The 19,019-nt window shown below is 68.5% G+C and carries 19 protein-coding genes and 1 pseudogene; 14 read left to right on the top strand and 6 right to left on the bottom strand.

Annotated elements, in window-relative coordinates; genetic code table 11:
- Genes E1289_RS15800 through E1289_RS15785 form a run of 4 tightly spaced genes read right to left on the bottom strand, consistent with a single transcriptional unit; the run spans position 1 to position 3,830 of the window.
- Positions 1 to 588 (bottom strand): cysteine hydrolase, encoded by a 588-nt coding sequence (locus tag E1289_RS15800; protein ID WP_131980743.1) that lies wholly within the window; start codon positions 586 to 588, stop codon positions 1 to 3.
- Positions 589 to 628: 40 nt separating this feature from the next.
- Positions 629 to 1,405, bottom strand: coding sequence for an SDR family oxidoreductase (locus E1289_RS15795; protein WP_131980741.1), 777 nt, complete (start codon positions 1,403 to 1,405; stop codon positions 629 to 631).
- A complete protein-coding gene (locus E1289_RS15790; protein WP_131980739.1) occupies positions 1,399 to 2,817 on the bottom strand; it encodes an FAD-dependent oxidoreductase in 1,419 nt (472 codons plus the stop codon). The genes E1289_RS15795 and E1289_RS15790 overlap by 7 nt, the downstream gene beginning before the upstream one ends.
- A complete protein-coding gene (locus E1289_RS15785; RefSeq protein ID WP_131980737.1) occupies positions 2,814 to 3,830 on the bottom strand; it encodes an isocitrate lyase/PEP mutase family protein in 1,017 nt (338 codons plus the stop codon). Before E1289_RS15785 ends, E1289_RS15790 begins: the two co-directional genes overlap by 4 nt.
- A 237-nt stretch (positions 3,831 to 4,067) precedes the next feature.
- Between E1289_RS15785 and E1289_RS15780 the strand changes: the two genes are divergently transcribed.
- The 7 genes from E1289_RS15780 (at position 4,068) to E1289_RS15750 (ending at position 10,498) form a co-directional block, all read left to right on the top strand.
- Positions 4,068 to 5,243 (top strand): acyl-CoA dehydrogenase family protein, encoded by a 1,176-nt coding sequence (locus tag E1289_RS15780; protein WP_131980735.1) that lies wholly within the window; start codon positions 4,068 to 4,070, stop codon positions 5,241 to 5,243.
- A complete protein-coding gene (locus E1289_RS15775) occupies positions 5,240 to 6,163 on the top strand; it encodes a VOC family protein (protein WP_131980733.1) in 924 nt (307 codons plus the stop codon). The genes E1289_RS15780 and E1289_RS15775 overlap by 4 nt, the downstream gene beginning before the upstream one ends.
- Positions 6,160 to 7,014 (top strand): alpha/beta hydrolase, encoded by an 855-nt coding sequence (locus E1289_RS15770; protein ID WP_131980731.1) that lies wholly within the window; start codon positions 6,160 to 6,162, stop codon positions 7,012 to 7,014. The genes E1289_RS15775 and E1289_RS15770 overlap by 4 nt, the downstream gene beginning before the upstream one ends.
- Positions 7,011 to 8,186, top strand: a complete 1,176-nt coding sequence (locus E1289_RS15765) for an acyl-CoA dehydrogenase family protein (RefSeq protein ID WP_131980729.1) — start codon at positions 7,011 to 7,013, stop codon at positions 8,184 to 8,186. Before E1289_RS15770 ends, E1289_RS15765 begins: the two co-directional genes overlap by 4 nt.
- Entirely contained in the window at positions 8,183 to 9,034 is an 852-nt protein-coding gene (locus E1289_RS15760; RefSeq protein WP_165970489.1) for an alpha/beta hydrolase, read from the top strand. The genes E1289_RS15765 and E1289_RS15760 overlap by 4 nt, the downstream gene beginning before the upstream one ends.
- A gap of 5 nt (positions 9,035 to 9,039) precedes the next feature.
- Positions 9,040 to 9,891 (top strand): fumarylacetoacetate hydrolase family protein, encoded by an 852-nt coding sequence (locus E1289_RS15755; protein WP_243712849.1) that lies wholly within the window; start codon positions 9,040 to 9,042, stop codon positions 9,889 to 9,891.
- 148 nt (positions 9,892 to 10,039) lie between these two features.
- The gene (locus E1289_RS15750) at positions 10,040 to 10,498 is read left to right on the top strand and encodes a GNAT family N-acetyltransferase (protein WP_131980725.1); all 459 of its coding nucleotides are present in this window, start codon (positions 10,040 to 10,042) and stop codon (positions 10,496 to 10,498) included.
- A gap of 128 nt (positions 10,499 to 10,626) precedes the next feature.
- Here E1289_RS15750 and E1289_RS15745 read toward each other — a convergent pair whose 3' ends face one another.
- The gene (locus tag E1289_RS15745; RefSeq protein ID WP_131980723.1) at positions 10,627 to 11,052 is read right to left on the bottom strand and encodes an ATP-binding protein; all 426 of its coding nucleotides are present in this window, start codon (positions 11,050 to 11,052) and stop codon (positions 10,627 to 10,629) included.
- A 107-nt stretch (positions 11,053 to 11,159) separates the two neighbouring features.
- Here E1289_RS15745 and E1289_RS15740 point away from each other — a divergent pair, with 107 nt between their 5' ends.
- The 4 genes from E1289_RS15740 (at position 11,160) to E1289_RS15725 (ending at position 14,281) form a co-directional block, all read left to right on the top strand.
- On the top strand, positions 11,160 to 11,975 hold the full coding sequence (locus E1289_RS15740) for a helix-turn-helix transcriptional regulator (RefSeq protein WP_347813581.1): 816 nt from the start codon (positions 11,160 to 11,162) through the stop codon (positions 11,973 to 11,975).
- A complete protein-coding gene (locus E1289_RS15735; protein WP_131980719.1) occupies positions 11,972 to 12,166 on the top strand; it encodes a DUF397 domain-containing protein in 195 nt (64 codons plus the stop codon). Before E1289_RS15740 ends, E1289_RS15735 begins: the two co-directional genes overlap by 4 nt.
- A 356-nt stretch (positions 12,167 to 12,522) precedes the next feature.
- Positions 12,523 to 13,293 carry a transposase family protein gene (locus E1289_RS15730; RefSeq protein ID WP_131980717.1) on the top strand — a complete coding sequence of 257 codons (771 nt, stop codon included), beginning with the start codon at positions 12,523 to 12,525 and terminating at the stop codon, positions 13,291 to 13,293.
- Positions 13,294 to 13,378: 85 nt separating this feature from the next.
- Complete coding sequence (locus tag E1289_RS15725) at positions 13,379 to 14,281, top strand: hypothetical protein (protein WP_131980715.1); 903 nt, start codon at positions 13,379 to 13,381, stop codon at positions 14,279 to 14,281.
- Here the strand turns inward: E1289_RS15725 and E1289_RS15720 are convergent.
- Positions 14,228 to 16,090 carry a hypothetical protein gene (locus tag E1289_RS15720; RefSeq protein WP_165970487.1) on the bottom strand — a complete coding sequence of 621 codons (1,863 nt, stop codon included), beginning with the start codon at positions 16,088 to 16,090 and terminating at the stop codon, positions 14,228 to 14,230. The two genes, E1289_RS15725 and E1289_RS15720, sit on opposite strands and share 54 nt — an antisense overlap.
- Positions 16,091 to 16,468: 378 nt before the next feature.
- Between E1289_RS15720 and E1289_RS39600 the strand changes: the two are divergent.
- The 3 genes and pseudogenes from E1289_RS39600 to E1289_RS40320 all read left to right on the top strand — a co-directional run.
- Positions 16,469 to 17,161 (top strand): annotated as a pseudogene (locus tag E1289_RS39600) (FAD-dependent oxidoreductase); the annotation flags it as partial.
- On the top strand, positions 17,161 to 17,925 hold the full coding sequence (locus tag E1289_RS40325; protein ID WP_347813580.1) for an FAD-binding protein: 765 nt from the start codon (positions 17,161 to 17,163) through the stop codon (positions 17,923 to 17,925). The pseudogene E1289_RS39600 and the gene E1289_RS40325, both read left to right, overlap by 1 nt.
- A 17-nt stretch (positions 17,926 to 17,942) precedes the next feature.
- A complete protein-coding gene (locus E1289_RS40320; protein WP_347813579.1) occupies positions 17,943 to 18,305 on the top strand; it encodes an FAD-binding protein in 363 nt (120 codons plus the stop codon).
- Positions 18,306 to 19,019: the final 714 nt, after the last annotated feature.

Raw genomic sequence — 19,019 nt, 5'->3', positions numbered from 1 at the left:
TCAGAACCGGAGGTCGGCGGAGCCGGTCACGGAGCCGAACAGCGGGAGCATGTGCGTCACGGAGAACTCGTGGAAGTCCGGGCGGAAGGAGGCGCACATGTCCTCGACCACGGTCACCTGGAGCCCGGAGTCCGAGGCGTGCCGCGCCGCCGACTCTACGACGAGGTTGGTGGCGACGCCGCCGAGGACGACCTCGGTGACGCCTTCCGCGGCCAGGACCTCGCGCAGCGGCGTCCCGACGAACGGGTCGACGCAGCCCTTGTCGACGACCGGCTCGCCCGCGACCGGCGCCAGCGCCTTGACGATCTGCGCCTCCGGGGAGTCCGCGAGCATCGCGCGCTGCTCCTCGTAGGGGTCGAAGCGGGGCAGCCGGTTGGTGCGCAGCCGGTAGGACGGGTCGAACGCGAGCCGCACGTGGGCGACGAACGTCCCGGCGGCGCGGGCGGCGGCCAGCACCCGCTCGGCCGTCGCCAGGACGCCGCGCTCGGCGATCTGCGCGGCGAGCGGCGGCATCCGCAGGTGCGGGCCCTCCTCGCAGAGCGCGACCTGGTAGTCGAGCATGAGCAGGGCCTTCTTGGCGGTGGTCATCGAGGTCTCTCCTTCTGATCGGGATGGGGAACGGCCGGGGCTACCAGGCGGACCAGCCGCCGTCGACGTACACGACCTGGCCGGTCATGTACGCGGCGGCCGGGCTCGCGAGCAGCAGCAGCGGGCCGGTGAGGTCGGTGCCGGGATCGCCGAGCCGGCCGAGCATCGTGCGGTCGCCGAACCACTTCAGCCGGTCGGGCTCGGCGCCGAGCGCGGCCGTCATCTGGGTGGGGTAGAAGACGCCGGGCGCGAGGCAGTTGACGTTGACGCCGTGCGGGCCGAGTTCGGCGGCGAGCGCCCGGGTCACGTTGACGACGCCCGCCTTGGACGAGTAGTACGCCGACTCGGGCACGGGCCCCACGCGCTCGGCGTACACGGTGGTGAGGTTGACGATGCGTCCGCCCCGGCCTCGGCGGGTGAGCGCCTTGCCGGCCTCGCGTCCGACGAGCCAGGTCCCGGTGAGGTTGACGCGGACGACCCGCTCGAACTCCTCCAGCGACGTCTCGTCGTAGGGCTTGCGCAGCATGACCCCGGCGGCGTTGACGACGACGTCCAGCCGGCCGTGCGCGCCGATGACGGCGTCGACGAGTGCGGCGACGGACGCCTCGTCGGTGACGTCCACCTCGTGTTCGCTCGCGCCGCGGGCCCGTGCCGTGGCGGCGAGGTCGGCGGCGCGCGACGCCAGGTCGGCGACGGCGACCCGCGCGCCGGCGTCCGCCAGGGCGTGCGCGGCGCGCTCGCCCAGGCCCCCCGCCGCCGCGCCCACCACCAGGGCCACCTGGCCGGACAGGTCGAACGGGTTCGACGGTTTCACCATTGGAGCTCGCTTTCCTCTGCCGCGGCGTTCCGTCCGGCGAGCCGGCCGAAGACGCCGGACTTGCCGATGGACGTGCCGGTCATGTAGCCGGCGCCGTGGAAGCCGCCGGTGATCTCTCCCGCCGCGTAGAGGCGCCCGATCGGGTCGCCCCACCAGTCGAGGACCCGCATCCGGGTGTCGACGGTGAGCCCGCAGTACGTCGCGAGCACGACGGTTCCGGACGGGTGCGCGTAGAACGGCGGCCGGTCGATCGGCACCGGGCGCCCCACTCCCCCGGACAGGCGGGCCCGGCCGAACGGGTCGGGCCGCCCCTGCTCGATCGCCGCGTTGTACTCGGCGACCGTGCGCCGCAAGGAGCCCTCCGGGAGGCCGATCGCGGCCTCAAGCGCCGCGATCGTGTCGGCTTTGAGCAGCATCCCGGCGCGCTCGCGCCCGCCGAACCCGTAGATCGGCACCTCGTCGTTGGCCTGGGCCATCGTCCGGGCGTCGAAGACCTGCCAGGTGGTCACGCCGGGCTGGGCGAGCGCGGCGTCCCCGATCTCCTTGTAGTTCTTCGACTCGTCCACGAACCGGCGGCCCTCGCGGTTGACCGCGATCGCCCCCTTGTAGACCGCGAGGACGCCGGTGCCGTCCTCGTCCGGGTGCTCGGTGTAGTAGTGCCCGTAGGTGCCCTTGATGTAGGGGGTGTCGCGCAGCCCGGCGCCCAGCGCCATGGCCATCTTGAGGCCGTCGCCCTCGTTGCCGTCGCCCCCCTGCCGCAGCGCGTGCTCCATCTGCGGCGCGAACGCGGCGAGCAGCTCCGGGTTCATCGAGAAGCCGCCCGTGGCGAGGACGACGGCGTCTGCCCGCACCTCCCGGCCGTCGGCGAGCCGGACGCCGGTCACCCTGGAGCCGTCGTGCAGCAGCCGGGCGGCCGGGGCGTCGCACATGATCCGGGCGCCCAGCTCGCCGGCCGCCTTGAGCAGCAGCTCCAGCATGCGGGTGGTGTCCGCGGGATGGCTGCGCGGCGCCGACTGCCCGGAGGCCGCGTGGATCTCGCCGTACCGGACGCCGTGGCCCTTGAGCCAGCGGTGGGCGTCCAGCTGGTGCTCGCAGTAGAGGTCGACCAGCGCCGGGTCGTTGCGCCCCTTGCCGACTTCGAGGAGGTCCTTGCGCAGCAGGTCGACCGAGTCGGCGATGCCCTGCTCCGCCTGCTCGTCCGTCCCCGCGAAAGCGGACAGCCCCGCGGACTTCACGGTGGACCCGCCGATCTCGCCGGTCTTCTCCAGCAGCAGGGCGTACCGGCCCGCCTCGGCGGCCGCCAGCAGCGCGGCGCATCCGGCGAGCCCGGCGCCGAGGACGAGGACGCCGACGCGCTCGGGCAGCTCGGTCTCGACCGGCAGGCCGGGCACGGCGCCGTCCCGGAGGCTCACTTGGCGCCCCCGGGCTCGCGGTCCAGCGCGGCTTCGGCGGCGCTGAACGCGGGCAGATTGAACAGGTTCTGCCGCTGCGACCAGGTGGCCATCCGGCCGGCCCGCGACGCGGTCTCACCGCGTTCGCGCAAATGGGCGAGCGCCTCCCGGCCGGCCAGGTGCATCGACCGCATCAGGTAGTTGGCGAACAGCACGACGCCGAACCCGAGGCGGGCGTACTCGGCGAGCTCCAGTTGCGGGGTCTTGCCGCCCTCGACCACGTTGACGATCAGCGGGACGCCCGCCAGCTCGCGGCCGACCAGGGCCAGCTCCTCGACCGTCCGGGGCGCCTCGACGAACAGCGCGTCCGCGCCGGCCTCGGCGTACGCGCGGCCGCGGGCGATCGCCTCGTCGATACCGTGCGCGGAGCGGGCGTCCGTCCTGGCGATGATCACCAGCGCGTCGGCGGCGCCCGGCTCCGCGCCCCGCGCTGCGCACGCCGCGGCGATCTTGGTCTGCATGTGGCCGGACGGGATGAGCGCGTGCGAGTCGAAGTGCCCGCACCGCTTGGGCGTCTCCTGGTCCTCCAGCTGGAGACCGGCGACCCCGGCGCGCTCCAGCAGCCGGACGGTGCGCATGGCCGACAGCGGGCCGCCGTAGCCGGTGTCGGCGTCGCAGATCAGCGGGATTCGGGTCGCCTCCGTGAGCCGTCCGGCGTGGTCGGCCACCTCCGTCTGGGAGACGAGGCCGATGTCGGGCAGGCCGAAGCCGGCGTTGGCCAGCCCCGCGCCGGTGGCGTAGACCGCGGCGAACCCCGCCTCCTCCACGAGCCGGGCGCCGAGCGCGTCGGTCGCGCCCGGCAGCACGAGCGGTTCGAGGGCGTCGCCCCGGCCGGGCACGGCCGTCACCGCGGCCAGCGCGGAGCGCAGCGCGACGCGCTTGTCGCGGGCGCTCGGGCCGGGGCCGACCCCGGTCAGCGACGAGAGCAGGCCCGACTCCCAGGGCTGCGTGAGCGGCACGGTCGACTCCTCCATGTAGTGATTACTACAGAGCCTTACCGTGACATCAGCCGCCGCGAGAACGCAACCCCGACAACCTGAGGAGGGGTGCGATCTGGGGAAGATGATCGGCCGCTGTGGTCGCCGTCACGAAATTTCGGCACCCCTCTTGCCTTTTCTGGAGTGCCCGTTCTACGGTTCCGTGTAGTGACTGTTCCAGAGATGTCGGTCACGCCTCCCTGCCGATCTCCACTACCGAAGGAACTGACGCCGATGACCGTCCTGGACGAGATCCGCCGGCTGGAGCCGGAGTTTCGCGCCGAGGAGGACCTGTCGGCCGAGCAGCGCACGCTGACCGGCCTGGCCTTCACGTACATGCGGGAGACCGGCCTCATGCGCGGGCTCCAGCCGAAGCGCTGGGGCGGCGCCGAGCTGTCGCTGCGCGAGCACCTCACCGCCGTCTACGAGCTCGGCCGGATCGCGCCCTCGGCGGGCTGGGTGGCCGGGGTCATGGGGTCGCACCCGTGGCAGATCGCCCTGTTCCCCGAGGAGACGCAGGCCGAGGTCTGGGAGTCCGACCCGGACTGGAACGCCTCCTCCTCGTACGCCCCGACCGGGAAGATCGAGCCCGTCGACGGCGGCTACCGCGTCTCCGGCCGCTGGTCGTTCTCCTCCGGCTGCGACCACGCCCAGGGCGTGATCCTCGGCGGCTTCGCCGGGAAGGTCGAGGCGGCGCCCGGCGTCGAGGTGCCGAACTACGGGTCCGCGCTGCTGGACCGCGACCAGTACGCCATCGAGGACACCTGGCACGTCCGCGGCTCCCGCGGCACGGGCAGCAAGGACATCGTCGTCGCCGGCGCCTTCATCCCCGAGCGCCGCTTCCTGTCGAGCCCGCTGTACGAGTACAACCCCGACCGTCCCGCACCCGGCATGGAGACCAACCCGTCCGCGCTCTACAAGGTGCCGTGGGCGGTCATGTTCAACCTCGTCCTCGTCGCGCCGATGCTCGGGCTGGCCCGCCGCGTCCTGGACGACTGGACGGCCGACACCCGCGTCCGCAAGGCGAACTGGGGCGGCTCCTACGCCGACGACCCGCTGATGCAGATGCACCTCGCCGAGGCCGAATGGGTGCACGAGGCGGCCGTCCTGAAGATGTACGACGCGATCGACACGATCACCGAGGCCGCCGAGAGCGGCGTGTTCCTCGACAAGCGGGAGCGGGCCCGGATGCGGTGGAACATCACCAAGGGCTGCCAGGAGACCGGCTTCGCGATCAACAAGCTGATGCGGGTCGCCTCGGGCCGCACCGTCTTCGTCGACCACCCGCTGCACCGCATCTACCAGGACGTGATCGCCGAACTGGGCCACGCGTTCCTGGTCTCCGAAGGCGTCGGCCAGTACTACGGCGCCGCGCTGCTCGACTCGTCCGCTCCGGAGGTCATGCTTTGATCACGCAACTCGCCTACCTGGGGATCGCGTCGCCGAAGTACGCGGAGTGGCGCGACTACGCCACCCGGCTGCTCGGCGCCGTCATCGCGGAGGACGGCCCGGACGGCGCGGTCCGGGTCAAGGTGGACGACAAGGGCTACCGCGTCGCCGTCCATCCGGCCGAGCAGGACGAACTGCGGTACGTCGGCTGGGACTGCGGCAACGAGACCGCGCTGCGGTCCTACGTCGCCGAGCTGCGCGGCAAGGGCGTCGAGCTGCACGAGGGCGGCACCGACGAGCTGAAGGAACGGCAGGTCGCCGAGCTGCACTGGTTCGCCGACCCGTTCGGCAACCGCCACGAGCTGGTCTGGGGGCAGTTCTCCCAGCCGAACTCGTTCTTCCCCGGCCGTCCCATGCGGGGCCGGTTCGTCACCGGCGACCTCGGCCTCGGCCACATCGTGCTCATCGTCCCCGACCTCGAACGGGCCAACGCGTTCTACGCCGACACGCTGGGCTTCCGGCTGTCCGACCGGGTGAAGAGCGACATCTTCAACCTGCGGTTCTACCACTGCAACGGCCGCCACCACTCGCTGGCCGTCGCGGAGATCCCCGGCATGACCGGCATCAACCACCTGATGCTGGAGGTCGAGTCGTTCGACGACCTCGGCACCGCGATCGACCTGTTCACCGCCGACCCGGACCGGGAGATCCTGCTGTCGCTCGGCCGGCACACCAACGACCTGATGACGTCGATCTACGTGCAGACGCCGTCCTCGATGCAGATCGAGTACGGGCACGGCGGCATCACCGTGGACGACCTGACCTGGGTCGCGGGCAACCACGACCTGCCGTCGATCTGGGGGCACCACCGCTCCCAGGCGTATCTGGACGGGCCTCCCGGGATCTTCCGCACGGTCGCGGCAGAGGGGACGGGCGGATGAGCGCCGGGATCCGCGTCGCGGACGTCGAGATCGGCGGCGGCCGGCATCTGCGCGTCAACCAGAGCGGCACCCCGGGCCGGCCGGCGCTGCTGTTCCTGCACGGCTCCGGGCCGGGCGTGACCGCCGCGTCCAACTGGCGGAAGGTCATCGAGGGCCTCGGCGACACCTACCACTGCATCGCCCCCGACATCCTCGGCTTCGGCGATTCCAGCCATCCGGACCCGCAGCCGCAGGGCTTCGCGGCGCAGGCGGAAGTGCGCATCGAGGCGTTGTTCGACCTCGTGGACAAGCTGGGCCTGGAAAAGGTCGTCCTGGTCGGCAACTCGATGGGCGGCATGTACTCGCTGCGGATGGCCCAGCTCCGGCCGGAGCTCGTCGACCGGATCGTGCTGATGGGCTCGGGCGGCATGCCCGGCCTGCAGCCGACCCCGGAGCTGATCAAGCTGATCACCTACTTCGACGACCCGACCGTGGAGGCGATGGCCGACCTGCTGATCCAGTTCGTCCACGACAAGAGCGCCTTCGGCGACACGGTCGAGGCCGTCGCGGCCGAGCGGATGCCGATGGTGCGGCGGCCGCACATCGAGGCGGGGCACCGGGCGATGTTCGGCCCCGAGATGCTCGTCTTCGAGCCGGACGACCTCGCGAAGATCGACATGCCGGCGCTGGTGGTGCACGGCCGCCAGGACGTCATCGTCCCGCTGGAGTGCGGCTACTACCTGGCCGAGCACCTGCCGCGGGCGGACCTATACGTGATCGACAAGTGCGGCCACTGGACGCAGATCGAGCAGGCCGCGCGCTTCCAGGCGATCGTGCGGACATTCGTGGGGAACGGGGACGAGGACAGATGAGCATGATCGAACGGGCGCGGGCTGTGGCACCGGCCCTGGCCGCGGCCGACGCGGAAGGCGCGAAGCTGGGGCGGCTGACCGGCGAGGCCGTCGCGGCACTGGAGTCGACGGGCGTGCTGCGCGCCCTCCAGCCGGCCCGGTGGGGCGGCGGCGAGGTCCACCTCGCCGAGTACGCCGAGACGGTGATCGAGATCGGGCGCGCCTCCGCGTCGGCGGGCTGGGTGGCCTCCGTGGTCGGCGTCCACCCCTGGCAGATCGCCCTCTTCCCGGAGGAGACGCAGAAGGAGATCTGGGGCGAGTACCCGGCGCGCAGGATCGCCTCGTCCTACACCCCGACCGGCAAGATCGAGAAGGTGGACGGCGGCTACCGCGTCTCCGGCCGGTGGTCGTTCTCGTCCGGCAGCGGCATCTGCGACGGCGTCATCCTCGGCGGCATCGCCGGTCGACGCGAGCTGAACGGGACCGAGTACCCCGACTTCACGTCGGTGATCCTGGACGCCGGCGACTACCGGATCGAGGAGACCTGGAACGTCGCGGGCCTGCGCGGCACCGGCTCCAACGACATCGTCGTGGACGACGTCTTCGTCCCCGGGCACCGCGGCCAGTCGCACGTCTACTACACGCACGGCCTCGGCACGCCGCTGCCCGGCCAGGAGCTGAACGACGGGCCGCTGTACCGGGCGCCGTGGGCGGTCACCTTCAACCTGATCATCGCGGCGGGCGCGCTCGGCGCCTGCCTCGGCTTCTACGACCAGTGGGTGAGCGAGACCCGCGGCCGCCGCACCAACTACGGTCAGCTGCTCCGCGAGGAGCCCGGCGTGCAGAACCACCTCGCCGAGGCCGCCTGGCAGCTCGACGCCGCCGTCCTCAAGGTGAAGCGGGCGGCGGACGAGCTGATGGAGCACGCCGAGCGCGGCGAGATCCCGTCCCTGGAGCAGCGCGCGTTCTGGCGCTGGGACATCGCACGGTCGGCGAACGCGGCACTCGACGCCGTCCAGGCGCTGATGCGGGTCTCGTCCGGCCGCTCGGCCTTCATCGACCACCCGCTCCAGGCGAAGTTCCAGGACGCCGTCGCAGCCGGCAGCCACGCCTTCCTCTTCGACGACCCACTGGCCAAGGCGTGGGGCGGTCGCCACCTCGGCGCCGAGAAGCTCGCGGAGGTGCACCTGTGATCACCTCGACCGATGTCTCCGTCAAGGCGCGCGGCGGGGAGCTGACGTTCCGGCTGCACGAGACCGGCGAGCGCGGGCCGGAGGCCGTGCTGTTCCTGCACGGCTCCGGCCCCGGCGCCACCGGCCTGTCGAACTGGGAGCGGATCATCACCGACCTGGGGCACCGCTACTGGTGCCTCGCGCCGGACCAGATCGGCTTCGGCGACTCCACGCACCCTTTGGACCCGCCGCGCGGGATGGGCCCGTTCAACGACTTGCGCGCCGAGGCGCTCCTGGCACTGCTGGACGCCCTCGGCGTCGAGAAGGCCCACCTGATCGGCAACTCGATGGGCGGCCAGCTCGCCTTGCTGATGACGCTGGCCCGCCCGGACCTCGTCGGGAAGGTGCTGCTGATGGGCAGCGGGGGCGCACCGGACATGCCGGTCAGCCCCGGCCTCAAGCACCTGCGCGAGTTCTACGCGAGCCCCAGCGCGGAGAACCTCAGGGGCCTGCTGAACGAGTTCGTGTACGACCTCGAACCCATGCGCGGCACCGTGGACCGCGTGGTGGCCGAGCGGATGGAGTACGTGAACCGGGAGGACGTCCGCCGGTCCCACAAGGCGTCGTTCGACCCGGACGGCCCCCGCCGCTTCTTCACCCCCGAGGAGCTCGCAGCCATCCCCCACGAGGTGCTCTGCGTCCACGGCCGCGACGACCGGATCATCCCGGTCGCCGCGAGCCGGTACTTCGCCGACCATCTCCCCAACGCGAACCTCTACGTCATCGGTCAGTGCGGCCACTGGACGCAGATCGAGCACCCCGAGACGTTCGAGAAGCTCCTCGTGGGCCTGATCGACGGCCGAATCTGATGCGCATGGCCAACCACGCGGGCCGCGCCGTCCTGGTCGTCTCCGACGGCAAGGGCACGGACATCGCAACTGCCTCGAACGGCCGTTTCGGCCCCGACCCGCAGAGCGTCTACGACCAGTGGGACGCCTTCACGGCCTGGGCGGCGACCACCACCCCGGTGCCGGACGTCGACATCGACAAGAGCCGGCTCGAGTCACCGTCCCCGGCCCCGTCCCAGGTGGTCGCGATCGGGCTGAACTACGCCGACCACGCGGCCGAGGCCGGTTTCGCACCGCCGACAGACCTGCCGCCGGTCTTCACCAAGTTCGCGTCCTCCATCACCGGCCCGTACGGCGAGATCGAACTCCCGAAAGGCGGCAACACCGACTGGGAGGCCGAGGTGGTAGCGATCATCGGCCGCACAACCCACCGGATCTCAGCCGACGATGCCTGGGACCACGTGGCGGGCCTGACGATCGGCCAGGACCTCTCGGAACGAATCCTGCAGTTCGTCGGCGAGGCCCCACAGTTCGGCTTCGCGAAGTCCTACCCGGGCTTCGCACCCATGGGCCCCTGGCTGGTGACCCCGGACGAACTCCCCGATCGCGACGACCTGGCCCTCGGCTGCGCGATCGACGGAGAGACGATGCAGGACGGCCGCACGTCCAAGTTGATCTTCTCCATCCCCCGCACGCTCGCGAAGCTCTCCGAGGTCATCACCCTGAACCCCGGCGACGTGATCTTCACGGGCACCCCGGACGGCGTGGGCCTGGGCATGACCCCGCAACGCTTCCTGCAACCCGGCGAAACCCTGCGCACCTGGGTAGAAGGCATAGGCGAAATGCAGCACACCTTCAAACTCCGACGTCCCGCATAAGCCGCCGTCGAGCCACGGGACGGCGTCGGCGGGTTATCGTGGCGGCATGCCGGGTTGACGCTAGAGACTCCGCACCACTCAGTGGCCTAGGGCTCCGCCCTTCCTTCCCTGTTTCAGGACGACTCGTCCCCCGAAGGGAAGGAAGACCATGGAGGTCAGACGGATCCACGACGGTGAAGGCGAAGCGGTCGGCGGTCTGTGGGACCGCATGTGCCGCGAGATCGAGGACGGCGGTCCGCTCACCGAGCAGGGGCGCCGGAACCTGTCGCGCATGCTCGCGATGTCCGCATGGCACCGCGACGCGTTCTGCCTCGTGGCCGTGGAGAACGACCGGATCATCGGCTTCGTCAACGGCCGCATCACCGATGAGGACGGGCTCCTGCCCGGCCTGACCGGCGAGATCGACTCGCTGTACGTCGTCCCAGAGCAGCGCGCCAAGGGGATCAGCCGCTCACTCGCCGAAGCCGCGATCAGGCGGTTGCGGGACCAGGACGTTCACACGATCCGCTACCTGTCCTGCGCCGACGCCACCGACGACCACCGCTTCTGGCAGGCACTCGGCTTCGAACCCGACATGGTGTGCCTGTCGCTGTACCGCCCTGACTGACACCCGATGATCCCGAGGGCCGGGAACCGGCAACTTCCCGGTCCTCGGGCCTGATCGGTGGCCACTTCCGCGCCGAGGCGCTCGCGGCCGGCCCGCCAGAGGTGACCGGTGACGGCAGGTTCAGGCCACTACGGACGCATTCGGGACCAGACCCATTTGCCGCCGGCAGGGTCGCGGATGACCCCGCACTTGGTGGACAGGGCCTGGACGATGTGCAGGCCCCAGCCGCCGTTGTCGTCGAACGCATCCTCGGACAGGTCGAGGTTTTCGAGGGTGAGTTCGGCCATCGGCTTGGCCTGGGGAAGCTCATGGGCCGCGTCCCAGACGGCGACGATGACGCCGTACGCGTCCCGACTGAGCTGCAGCCGGATCTCCTCATGCGGCGTCTGCCGGGCCGCGTTCGTCACGAGTTCCGAGACGACGAGCCGCACACTATCGAGAATGTGCATATAACCCCATTTGCGGATTCGCATATCCACAAAATTCCGCGCGATCCCCACCGCGGCTGGCGTCCCCAAAAGGGACATGGCTGACTCTTCGGTCGCAGTCTCCATCCTCGCCCCGCCCTTGCCTTGAGAGATTTCAACTTCCCGTGACAAGAGTCACCTGAGATGCCTAACCTCTCGCTGTACCCACACAACTTGGAAACTTGGGAGAAGCGATGCCCCCCGTTCGCGAACCCCTGGACCCTCGGCTCTCAATGTGGCACTTCCTAGCTTTCTTCATGCGTTTCATGCGAGAGAAGGCAGGACTGTCGCTCGCCCAGTGCGGCGAGATCATCGGCGCCGCTCGCTCGACTGTTTCCAACATGGAGGCGGGCAGGCGACGCCCTCAGGATGATCAAATGCGGCTACTCGACAAGCACTACGGGACAGGTCTGCTTTTTCAGCTGATCCTCTGGTTCGCCCGAATGGCCCATGATCCGGACTGGGCGCGTCAATGCATGGAGTACGAGAAGACGTCCACCGCGATCAAGACCTACCACGGGAAGGCGATCCCTCGACCTTTCCAGACCGAGGGATACATCCGCGCGCTCCTCGAAACGGAGACGACCAAGGAAATCGAGACGGAGATCGCCACGCGCCTGGAGCGGCAACGTCTGATCTTGGAGCGCTCGGATGCGCCTACGCTCTGGATGCTCGTTGATGAGAGCGTGCTGGCCATCCCCATCGGCGGTCCCGAAACTATGAAGCACCAACTTGAGCACCTGCTCGAGATGGCGAGCCGAGCGAACGTCATCATGCGGATCGTTCCGACTGCGGCTGGCCCGCACCACGGCTTCGACGGGTCGTTCCAGGTCATATGCCTACCAGCGCGGGATGTGGCTTATGCCGGCGCCCAGAACGGCGGACGCTTGATCGAGAGCCCTATCGAGGTGAGGGACTTTTCGACTAAGTTCGAACGTATCGGTGCGAAGGCCCTCCCCGAAGAAGCCTCGCGCGCTCTCATCGAGCAGTACCTGGAGCAGTACTCATGAACGTCCGTTGGCGAAAGAGCAGTTACAGCGGCGGCATTAGCGACCAACAGTGCGTTGAACTGGGGCGACTTCCGTTGGGGACCGGGATCGGGATGCGAGACAGCAAGGACCCGGGCGCAGGACACCTCGCCCTGACCGCCACCGAGTTCGCCAACCTCCTCGAACAGGTCAAGCAGCAGCCGGAACGCTGACCTGTCCCGGCTCCAGTTCGCGTGACGGTGCAGTCACCCATACTGACCAAGGTGGTCCATGCGGACTTCCCCTCGGCGCAGCCGGTCCCACGCCTGAGGTACCACCCCACCTTGGCCGCCGCACTCGCCCACAGCAGCATGTGCGAACGCCGGGCTGAAGCCAGGTGGACTTGCCCGTCATGGATGGACGTCGGCCGTCTTCACGGTGTTGGACATCAGTGAGCCTTTTTCAGCGGCAGTTCGGTGTGCGCTGATCACAGCATGATCGCGGACGGCGTGGACGGCGCCGGACGTCAAGAAACCCCTGGTAGGACGGTTGGTCTCTCACAACGTCCCGTCCCCACCAGAGGCCTCAGATGCTTTTGTACCGTGCTTCGCTGCCGTTGTCGCGCCGGACCCTGGCCTACGCCACCGGTGTCGTCTGCCGCCACCGCCGGGCTATCGGGAGCAAAGGCCGGTGCCTGCCCCCAGGCATGCAGGCCCTGATGACCCTGGTCTACCTGCGCAAAGGCGAGACCTACGCCGAACTGGGTGCCGGATTCGGCATCTCCACCACCACCGCGTGGCGCTACGTCAACGAGACCGTCGACCTGCGCACCGCCCGCGCGCCCAAACTCGGCGCGGCGCTGGCCAGAGCGGTCAAAGCCGGGCTGCCTTACCTGGTGCTGGACGGCACCTTGATCTCGATCGACCGGGTCGCCGCCGACCGGCCCTACTACTCGGGAAAGCATCGCCGCCACGGCATGAACCTCCAGGTCATCGCCGCACCGGACGGGACCTTGCTGTGGGTGTCGGGACCACTGCGCGGCTCGGTCCACGACCTGGCGGCGGCCCGGATCTGGGGCGTCATCCGTGCACTGGCCGCCACCGGTCTGCTCGTGCTGGCCGACAAGGCCTACCAGGGCGCCGGCACGCACATCCTCACGCCCTACAAGGGACGCGACAAGCCCGAGCCCCAGAAGGACGCCAACCGCGCACATGCCAAGCTCCGCGGACCCGGCGAACGCGCGAACGCCCAGCTCAAGTCATGGCGAATCCTGCGGAAGCTGCGCTGCTGCCCCCACCGCGCCGGACACCTCGCCAAAGCCATCCACACCCTGCAACTCCGCGAGACCACATCACGCTGAAAAAGGCTCAGTGACGCGGGAGCTGACATCGCGTTCCGCGGGCATCCGCCATGAAGGGCTGTAAGTCATGGCGTATCTTCCGTCTATGACGCAACTCTTCCTAGCGATTGTGATCATGCTTGCCGGGGTCGCGCTTGGAGTTACGGAGCTGATCGGGGGTAGGCGCAGGCGCGCGGAGAGCACGCAGAAGTTCGCCGAATTACAAGACCAGATCAGGAGGATGGCAGAAGCTGCCCAAGCCAGTCTGAACAACGAGATCGGTACGGTACGCGGTGAAGTGGCCGCGACGCGTACGGAGATGCGAGACCAGCATGCTGCGGACTTGCGCAGTGCCATGGGCGTGTTGCATGACGCGGCCGAACGATCGAGGGTGGAAACGGCCCGTCAAATCACTGAGGTGACCGACAAGTTGGAGGCCCTGCGAGGAAACCTCGAGACCGAGGCTGCAGAGTCCCACCGCGAAACCCTGGCCCGGTTGGAGCGAGTGACCGAGGAACTCAGGGGCCTCGCGCTCCGTGTGGGACAGCACCACGAGGAGGTGCGATCGGGGTTAGCCGCGGAGAAGTCGCGCCTCGACAAGATCGGCAATGCACAACGATCGCATGACCACCGGCTAAACGATCTCGAGAAAGATTCTTGGGGAGCAGTTCGCGGAGAGATCAAGTGCGACGATACCGATGTCAGCTACGCGGTTGAAGATGTAATGCTCCACCTGGCCAGTGCCGCGGGTTTGCGGTTGGTGAGCAGCCGCGTGGTGAGCAGCACCCCATTGAAGGCACGCTACTGGTTCTCCGGTATCGACGAGACGGAACTCGAGGACTGGCTCAGAAACGCTGTGCAGACCGAAGACCCGAGAGTCAAGGCGCTTTTCGAGATCGTCAAGACGATGGCGAAGGGGGCAGTGAGCCTCGGGCCGATCGTTCTGCACGGAGGGTCAGGGCGGGGATTGTACGGTATAGGGAACCAGTACACCGATATCCCTGCATGACGGCTTGCGGGTTCGCAGGTCGACGTCAATGTGAGCGGCCAGTCCGAGCCGGTGGTCGCACAGCATGACGGCGCCGATACGACGGAGCCACTGCGCCGAAGTCTTCGCGCTTCCCGGTCTACGGGGAGAGAACACATGTTGGTGCAACGCCCGCTGGGCCAGGATCAGCCCGTGCACGGCGAGGTCGAACCCTTGAAGTCCTCTCATGTCCACGTAAACGATCACGAGCAGAAACTCTGCCGGGTCCAGATCCGCGAAGTCTCTCAACCCGGCACCGTGGACGGGGCCGGGCTTTTCCCCTTGGCCGGCGGACCCGCCGGGCCCTGGCCCGCGCGGCGGCGGCGGATCGGCAGGGTCTGCGGAGTCGACACCCCAGCGCGCAGAGGGTGACTCTGGCACGGCTTCGGGGGTGCCCGGCCACGCCTCGCCTGCTGTATCCGCTGCTGCGGCGCGTGCCTCTGGAAACAAGGGTTCAGGAGAGGGACGTCGGCTTGGCCGATCGCCTTCGAACTCGTCCGGCCGCCGCCAGCGAGGTTCGGCGGCGACTCGCCATCTGCCGGTATCCAACGAGAGGGGTACGACGCCAACGTCGAGGTGTGCATCCTTTGTCAGGACGCCAAATTCGGTGGGGCGCCGCAGTGAGAACGAAGCCGATCCTTCTTCCTGGACGAAATACGCCCGCTTCAACCCAGGGGGAAGTTGTGTCTCTCCCGTAGCGGTCGATGCCCCAGAATCGAGCCCACTGGTGGTCGGTGCGGCTTCCGGCCCTATCGTCGGAATGTCGCCGAATGCCAGGTCGAACCGTAATCTGGGATTGCCTTTGGCGTCTGTGACCGTCACGCCGACATACTCGAGCGGAATGGTGATTCGGGTCGGCCCCTTCCCGGTCAGCGCCTCACCGGCCTCCCAGACCATCTTGATCCGCAGCGCCAATCGTCCTAATCCGGGCTCGAAAGCGTCCATGGCGCACGTCAAAGCACGGAACATGATCGTAGGCTTTGCTCGCTCTACCAGACCGGGAGTAGTCTTCTCTTCCGGCCTCGCGTCCGGGGGAGCCTCCAGGCCTCGGTTACCGAATATCTCCCGTATTCTCCGCCCGAAAGTCTCCAGGACGGCGTCCTTGCGCTCGGGTGTGGCCGTGTCGACCGCACGCCGGGAAAGACGTTCCTCCTCGGCCAGCCTCTGGTAACGAGCGTCCAGCTCTGCGAAGGGATCCGCATCGGCCTGCCGATTCTCACTTCCCATATAGAGGTCGATGCTCGTCCTACCTCGATCGAAGATGCCCTTAATCTCCTTCTTGTGGCGCAAAATGCGTTCTTTATTTTCACTGGCGCGCCTGTCGGCAAGACCTAGCTGATGAAAGCCGTAAAGTTCAGATAGCTGCTGATCATCGAGTGTCTCGCACGCTCGGCGCGCAATACCAGCCAGGGATTGGACTCGTTCCTGGCGCCTGACCCTGTGCTGGTCAGCATCTTCCCGTGCAGATCGCTTCGCTCGCTCCACGAACACCGAGGAGGCGTCCCCCGCCGACGGTTCGTATGCTTCCCAAGCCGCCATCTTCTCGCGGAAGACGGTCTCCAACTCCCTGATTTCCTCCGCGTCCTCCTTCTTTGCCCTGTGCACTGTCTCCGCGAACTTGTCCACCACCTCCTCACAAGCCTCTCGGGCTGCTGATTCCACTTGAGATAACTCTCGTTCCAGCGCCTTATTCTCCCGCGTTTCCTCGACTGGCGTGTCGGCCGCACGATCGCTGACTTCGCGACGACGATCTGGTTTCGGGGCATCAGAAGGCCACGATGGCATGTCCATGGCCCTAATATGCCGGGCCCAGGGTGTGAAGTGCCTACGATCGATCGTTTCGGTATGGATGCGCGCCGGCCGTACGAAAGATGAGACCGCGCGGGTCAGCAGAACGACAGCAAGCTCGGTCTGCTGAACACGTCCAGGAACTTCACGCCCGGACGTCGCCACCTCGACCAGCACCTAGCCCGACCTCGCCTTTCGCCCCGCGGCGTCCCTCCGGTCCGTCGCTCTCGTCTACGACGGCGCGACGCATGACCCCACCCGTTGCTGATGGCTCGCACGAATACGTCACGAACGGGTAGGGGGCAGACGGCTGCCTTCTACCCAGGAGTGGGCGCCCTCGCCTTAGAGCTCCTCAGGTATCAAGGGAATCGGGGTTAGATTATGGTTACCAGTGCAGCACGGCACAGTGGCTCCATCGGACGCGCGTCCGAGGAGGGCCTGCCCCACGAGGTGGACGTGGTGATCGTCGGGTCAGGTGGCGCGGGGCTGATGGCGGCGCTCACCGCGGCGAAGGAAGGCGCGCGGGTTCTCGTGGTCGAGTCCCGGGAGATCGTCGGGGGTGCCACCGGCATCTCGGCCGGGGCCGCCTGGATCCCCGACCACGGATTCTCGACCGGGGACCTGAAGGTGGACGACGACCTGGACCAGGCCCGGCGCTACATCTACGGCCAGGGACGCGACCAGATCCTCGACCACGACTTGGTGGAGAAGTTCCTGGAGACCGGCCCCCACGTCGCCCGGTTCATCGAGGAGCACACCTCTTTCGGCTGGATCCCGGCGATCTGGCCGGACTACCGCTCCGACATCGAGGGCGCGTCCGTGGGCCGGGCGCTCTTCCCCGGCCCCTACTCCCCCGAGGGGCTCGGTGACGCCGCGAAGTACGTGCGGCCGGCCCTCACGACCGGCATGGCCAAGAACCCGCTGCCGTTCTGGCTGCTGGGCGGGATCGGCATCGACGACGTCTGGCTCGCCGGACCGGCCCTCATCGGAGCCCTGCTGGAGGCCGGCCTGCGCAACGGTGTCGACGTGCGAGTCAAGGCACCCGCGACCCGGCTGGTCACCAAAGGCGGGAGGTGCGCGGAGTCATCGTCCGGACGGACGGCGTTGAGCACACTGTTCGCGCGACCAGGGGCGTACTGCTGGCCAGCGGCGGGTTCGAGAGTTCGAGCAAGCTCACCGAGACCTTCCTCGACGCGCCCTTCGGCGTGCAGGTCTCCCCCAAGGGCCATGACGGCATCGCCGTGCAGCTGGCCCAGGAGGTGGGAGCCGACCTGGCCGGCATGGACGACGCCTGGTGGATGCCCGGTGTGCAACTGCCCGGTGAAGAGCTGGAAGGCCGTCCGCTGAGCCGGGTCTTCCTGGGTGAGCGGGCCCTGCCGCACAGCATCATGGTGAACCGCTCAGGCGAGCGCTTTGCGAACGAAGCGCTGGCCTACGACCAGTTCGGGGCGATCATGCGGGAGGTCGACCCGGAGACGGGCACAATGCCGAACGCCACCGCGTGGCTGGTCTTCGACCACAACTACTGGACGAAGTTCGGGATCTTCGGCGTCCCGCCGGGCGGAGAGGTGCCGGACTATCTCCAGCGTGCGGACAGTCTCTCGGAGCTGGCGTCCAAGATCGGGGTGGACGAGGCGGGCTGCTCCGCACCGTCGACCGGTTCAATCCCGAGGCGCGACGGGCCCGCGATCCGCAGTTTGGCCGCGGCGACACGCTGTTCGACCGCTACTTCGGCGCGTTCTACCCCAGGCTGGGCCGGTTCTCGCCGGACGCCCGGTTCCCCGCCGCCACCGCCAAGGCTCGCACGACCATCGCCGCGGCGATCGGCCCGGTCGTGAGCAAACTCGCGGGACGAGTGGCCAAGAAGAACGACCCCGAGCGCATGCGCTCCATCGTGGTCGGCCCCCTGGCCAAGATCATCCGACCGGTGCTGAAAAGCCCGAAGTCGAGCGTGCTCGGACCGATCGACACCCCGCCGTACTACGCGCTCGAGGTCCGCGCCAGCGCACTGGGAACCGTCGGTGGCCCCAAGACGGACGCGGTCGGCCGGGCGCTCACCACCGAGGGCAACGTCATCCCGGGCCTCTTCGCCGCAGGCAACGCCGGCGGCGCCCCGCTGAAGGGTTTCTACGGAGGCGCCGGAGGGACGATCTCCCTGGGCCTGGTATTCGGCTACCTAGCCGGACGAGAGGCTTCCCAAAGGACGCAAGAGACCTGAGCCCCCACACCTCGCTGACGGCGCCCGGCACCGGACGTTGCTAATTGCACGTTCTGGGTCGGCAGCCTTTCTGAGCCCTCGAAGTCCGCCCAGCACGCCAAGGAGGCGGGACAGTCCCAGGTGCTGCTCGTGATGAGTTGAAGACCGAGTGGCGTGGCCTTCAGCACGGATGCCAAACCTTCCCGCCCGGCTCATAACACCGTGGTCCGGTGTAACCCGGGTAAGCGCCACCGCCCCCGTTACCACTACCGCCGTTCGATTGCGGTGGAACTCTCGGGGCCTCCACAGTCGGCTTCGGATTCGGCTTCGGTTTGGGCTTGGGGACCGCGGCCTCCCACGTCTTCCCACCGTGGTGGAGGATCACTTTGCTGCCCCTCGCAATGCCGGCCGCGCAGAAGGTGACGCTGCCGGGACCTTCCCCACCCGGGAGGATGCTTCCGTCAAGGCTCAGGCGCTTCGTGACCGAGCGGATCTCCTGGCCGAGGACGTTCACCAGCCTGAAGGGGGCGTGGAAGCTCGTATACACCCCCTGTATGGAGGTGGTCCTGTTGTTGGTCACCGTCACCTGCGCGACCACACAGTTGGAACCTAATCAGTTCTGGGAGTCGCCATCCGGCAGACTCCGGGTTGGTGGCCAGCCGGTAGGTGAGCACTCGTGGTTCCTGGACGTTGAGTCCTGATGAAAGATCGTGCCCCTGCCGGTGTGCCGGGAGA

Source organism: Actinomadura sp. 6K520, assembly GCF_004349245.1.
Classification (GTDB): domain Bacteria; phylum Actinomycetota; class Actinomycetes; order Streptosporangiales; family Streptosporangiaceae; genus Spirillospora.
Note: the sequence above shows the minus strand (reverse complement) of the source record. Positions and strands in the feature narration are given on the sequence as shown.

Excerpts from the sequence above, each read along its gene's own strand:
- E1289_RS15800 (WP_131980743.1), bottom strand. The coding sequence starts at position 588 with ATGACCACCGCCAAGAAGGCCCTGCTCATGCTCGACTACCAGGTCGCG.
- E1289_RS15795 (WP_131980741.1), bottom strand. The coding sequence starts at position 1,405 with ATGGTGAAACCGTCGAACCCGTTCGACCTGTCCGGCCAGGTGGCCCTG.
- E1289_RS15785 (WP_131980737.1), bottom strand. The coding sequence starts at position 3,830 with ATGGAGGAGTCGACCGTGCCGCTCACGCAGCCCTGGGAGTCGGGCCTG.
- E1289_RS15780 (WP_131980735.1), top strand. The coding sequence starts at position 4,068 with ATGACCGTCCTGGACGAGATCCGCCGGCTGGAGCCGGAGTTTCGCGCC.
- E1289_RS15770 (WP_131980731.1), top strand. The coding sequence starts at position 6,160 with ATGAGCGCCGGGATCCGCGTCGCGGACGTCGAGATCGGCGGCGGCCGG.
- E1289_RS15765 (WP_131980729.1), top strand. The coding sequence starts at position 7,011 with ATGAGCATGATCGAACGGGCGCGGGCTGTGGCACCGGCCCTGGCCGCG.
- E1289_RS15755 (WP_243712849.1), top strand. The coding sequence starts at position 9,040 with ATGGCCAACCACGCGGGCCGCGCCGTCCTGGTCGTCTCCGACGGCAAG.
- E1289_RS15750 (WP_131980725.1), top strand. The coding sequence starts at position 10,040 with ATGGAGGTCAGACGGATCCACGACGGTGAAGGCGAAGCGGTCGGCGGT.
- E1289_RS15745 (WP_131980723.1), bottom strand. The coding sequence starts at position 11,052 with ATGGAGACTGCGACCGAAGAGTCAGCCATGTCCCTTTTGGGGACGCCA.
- E1289_RS15740 (WP_347813581.1), top strand. The coding sequence starts at position 11,160 with ATGCCCCCCGTTCGCGAACCCCTGGACCCTCGGCTCTCAATGTGGCAC.
- E1289_RS15735 (WP_131980719.1), top strand. The coding sequence starts at position 11,972 with ATGAACGTCCGTTGGCGAAAGAGCAGTTACAGCGGCGGCATTAGCGAC.
- E1289_RS15730 (WP_131980717.1), top strand. The coding sequence starts at position 12,523 with ATGCTTTTGTACCGTGCTTCGCTGCCGTTGTCGCGCCGGACCCTGGCC.
- E1289_RS15725 (WP_131980715.1), top strand. The coding sequence starts at position 13,379 with ATGACGCAACTCTTCCTAGCGATTGTGATCATGCTTGCCGGGGTCGCG.
- E1289_RS15720 (WP_165970487.1), bottom strand. The coding sequence starts at position 16,090 with ATGGACATGCCATCGTGGCCTTCTGATGCCCCGAAACCAGATCGTCGT.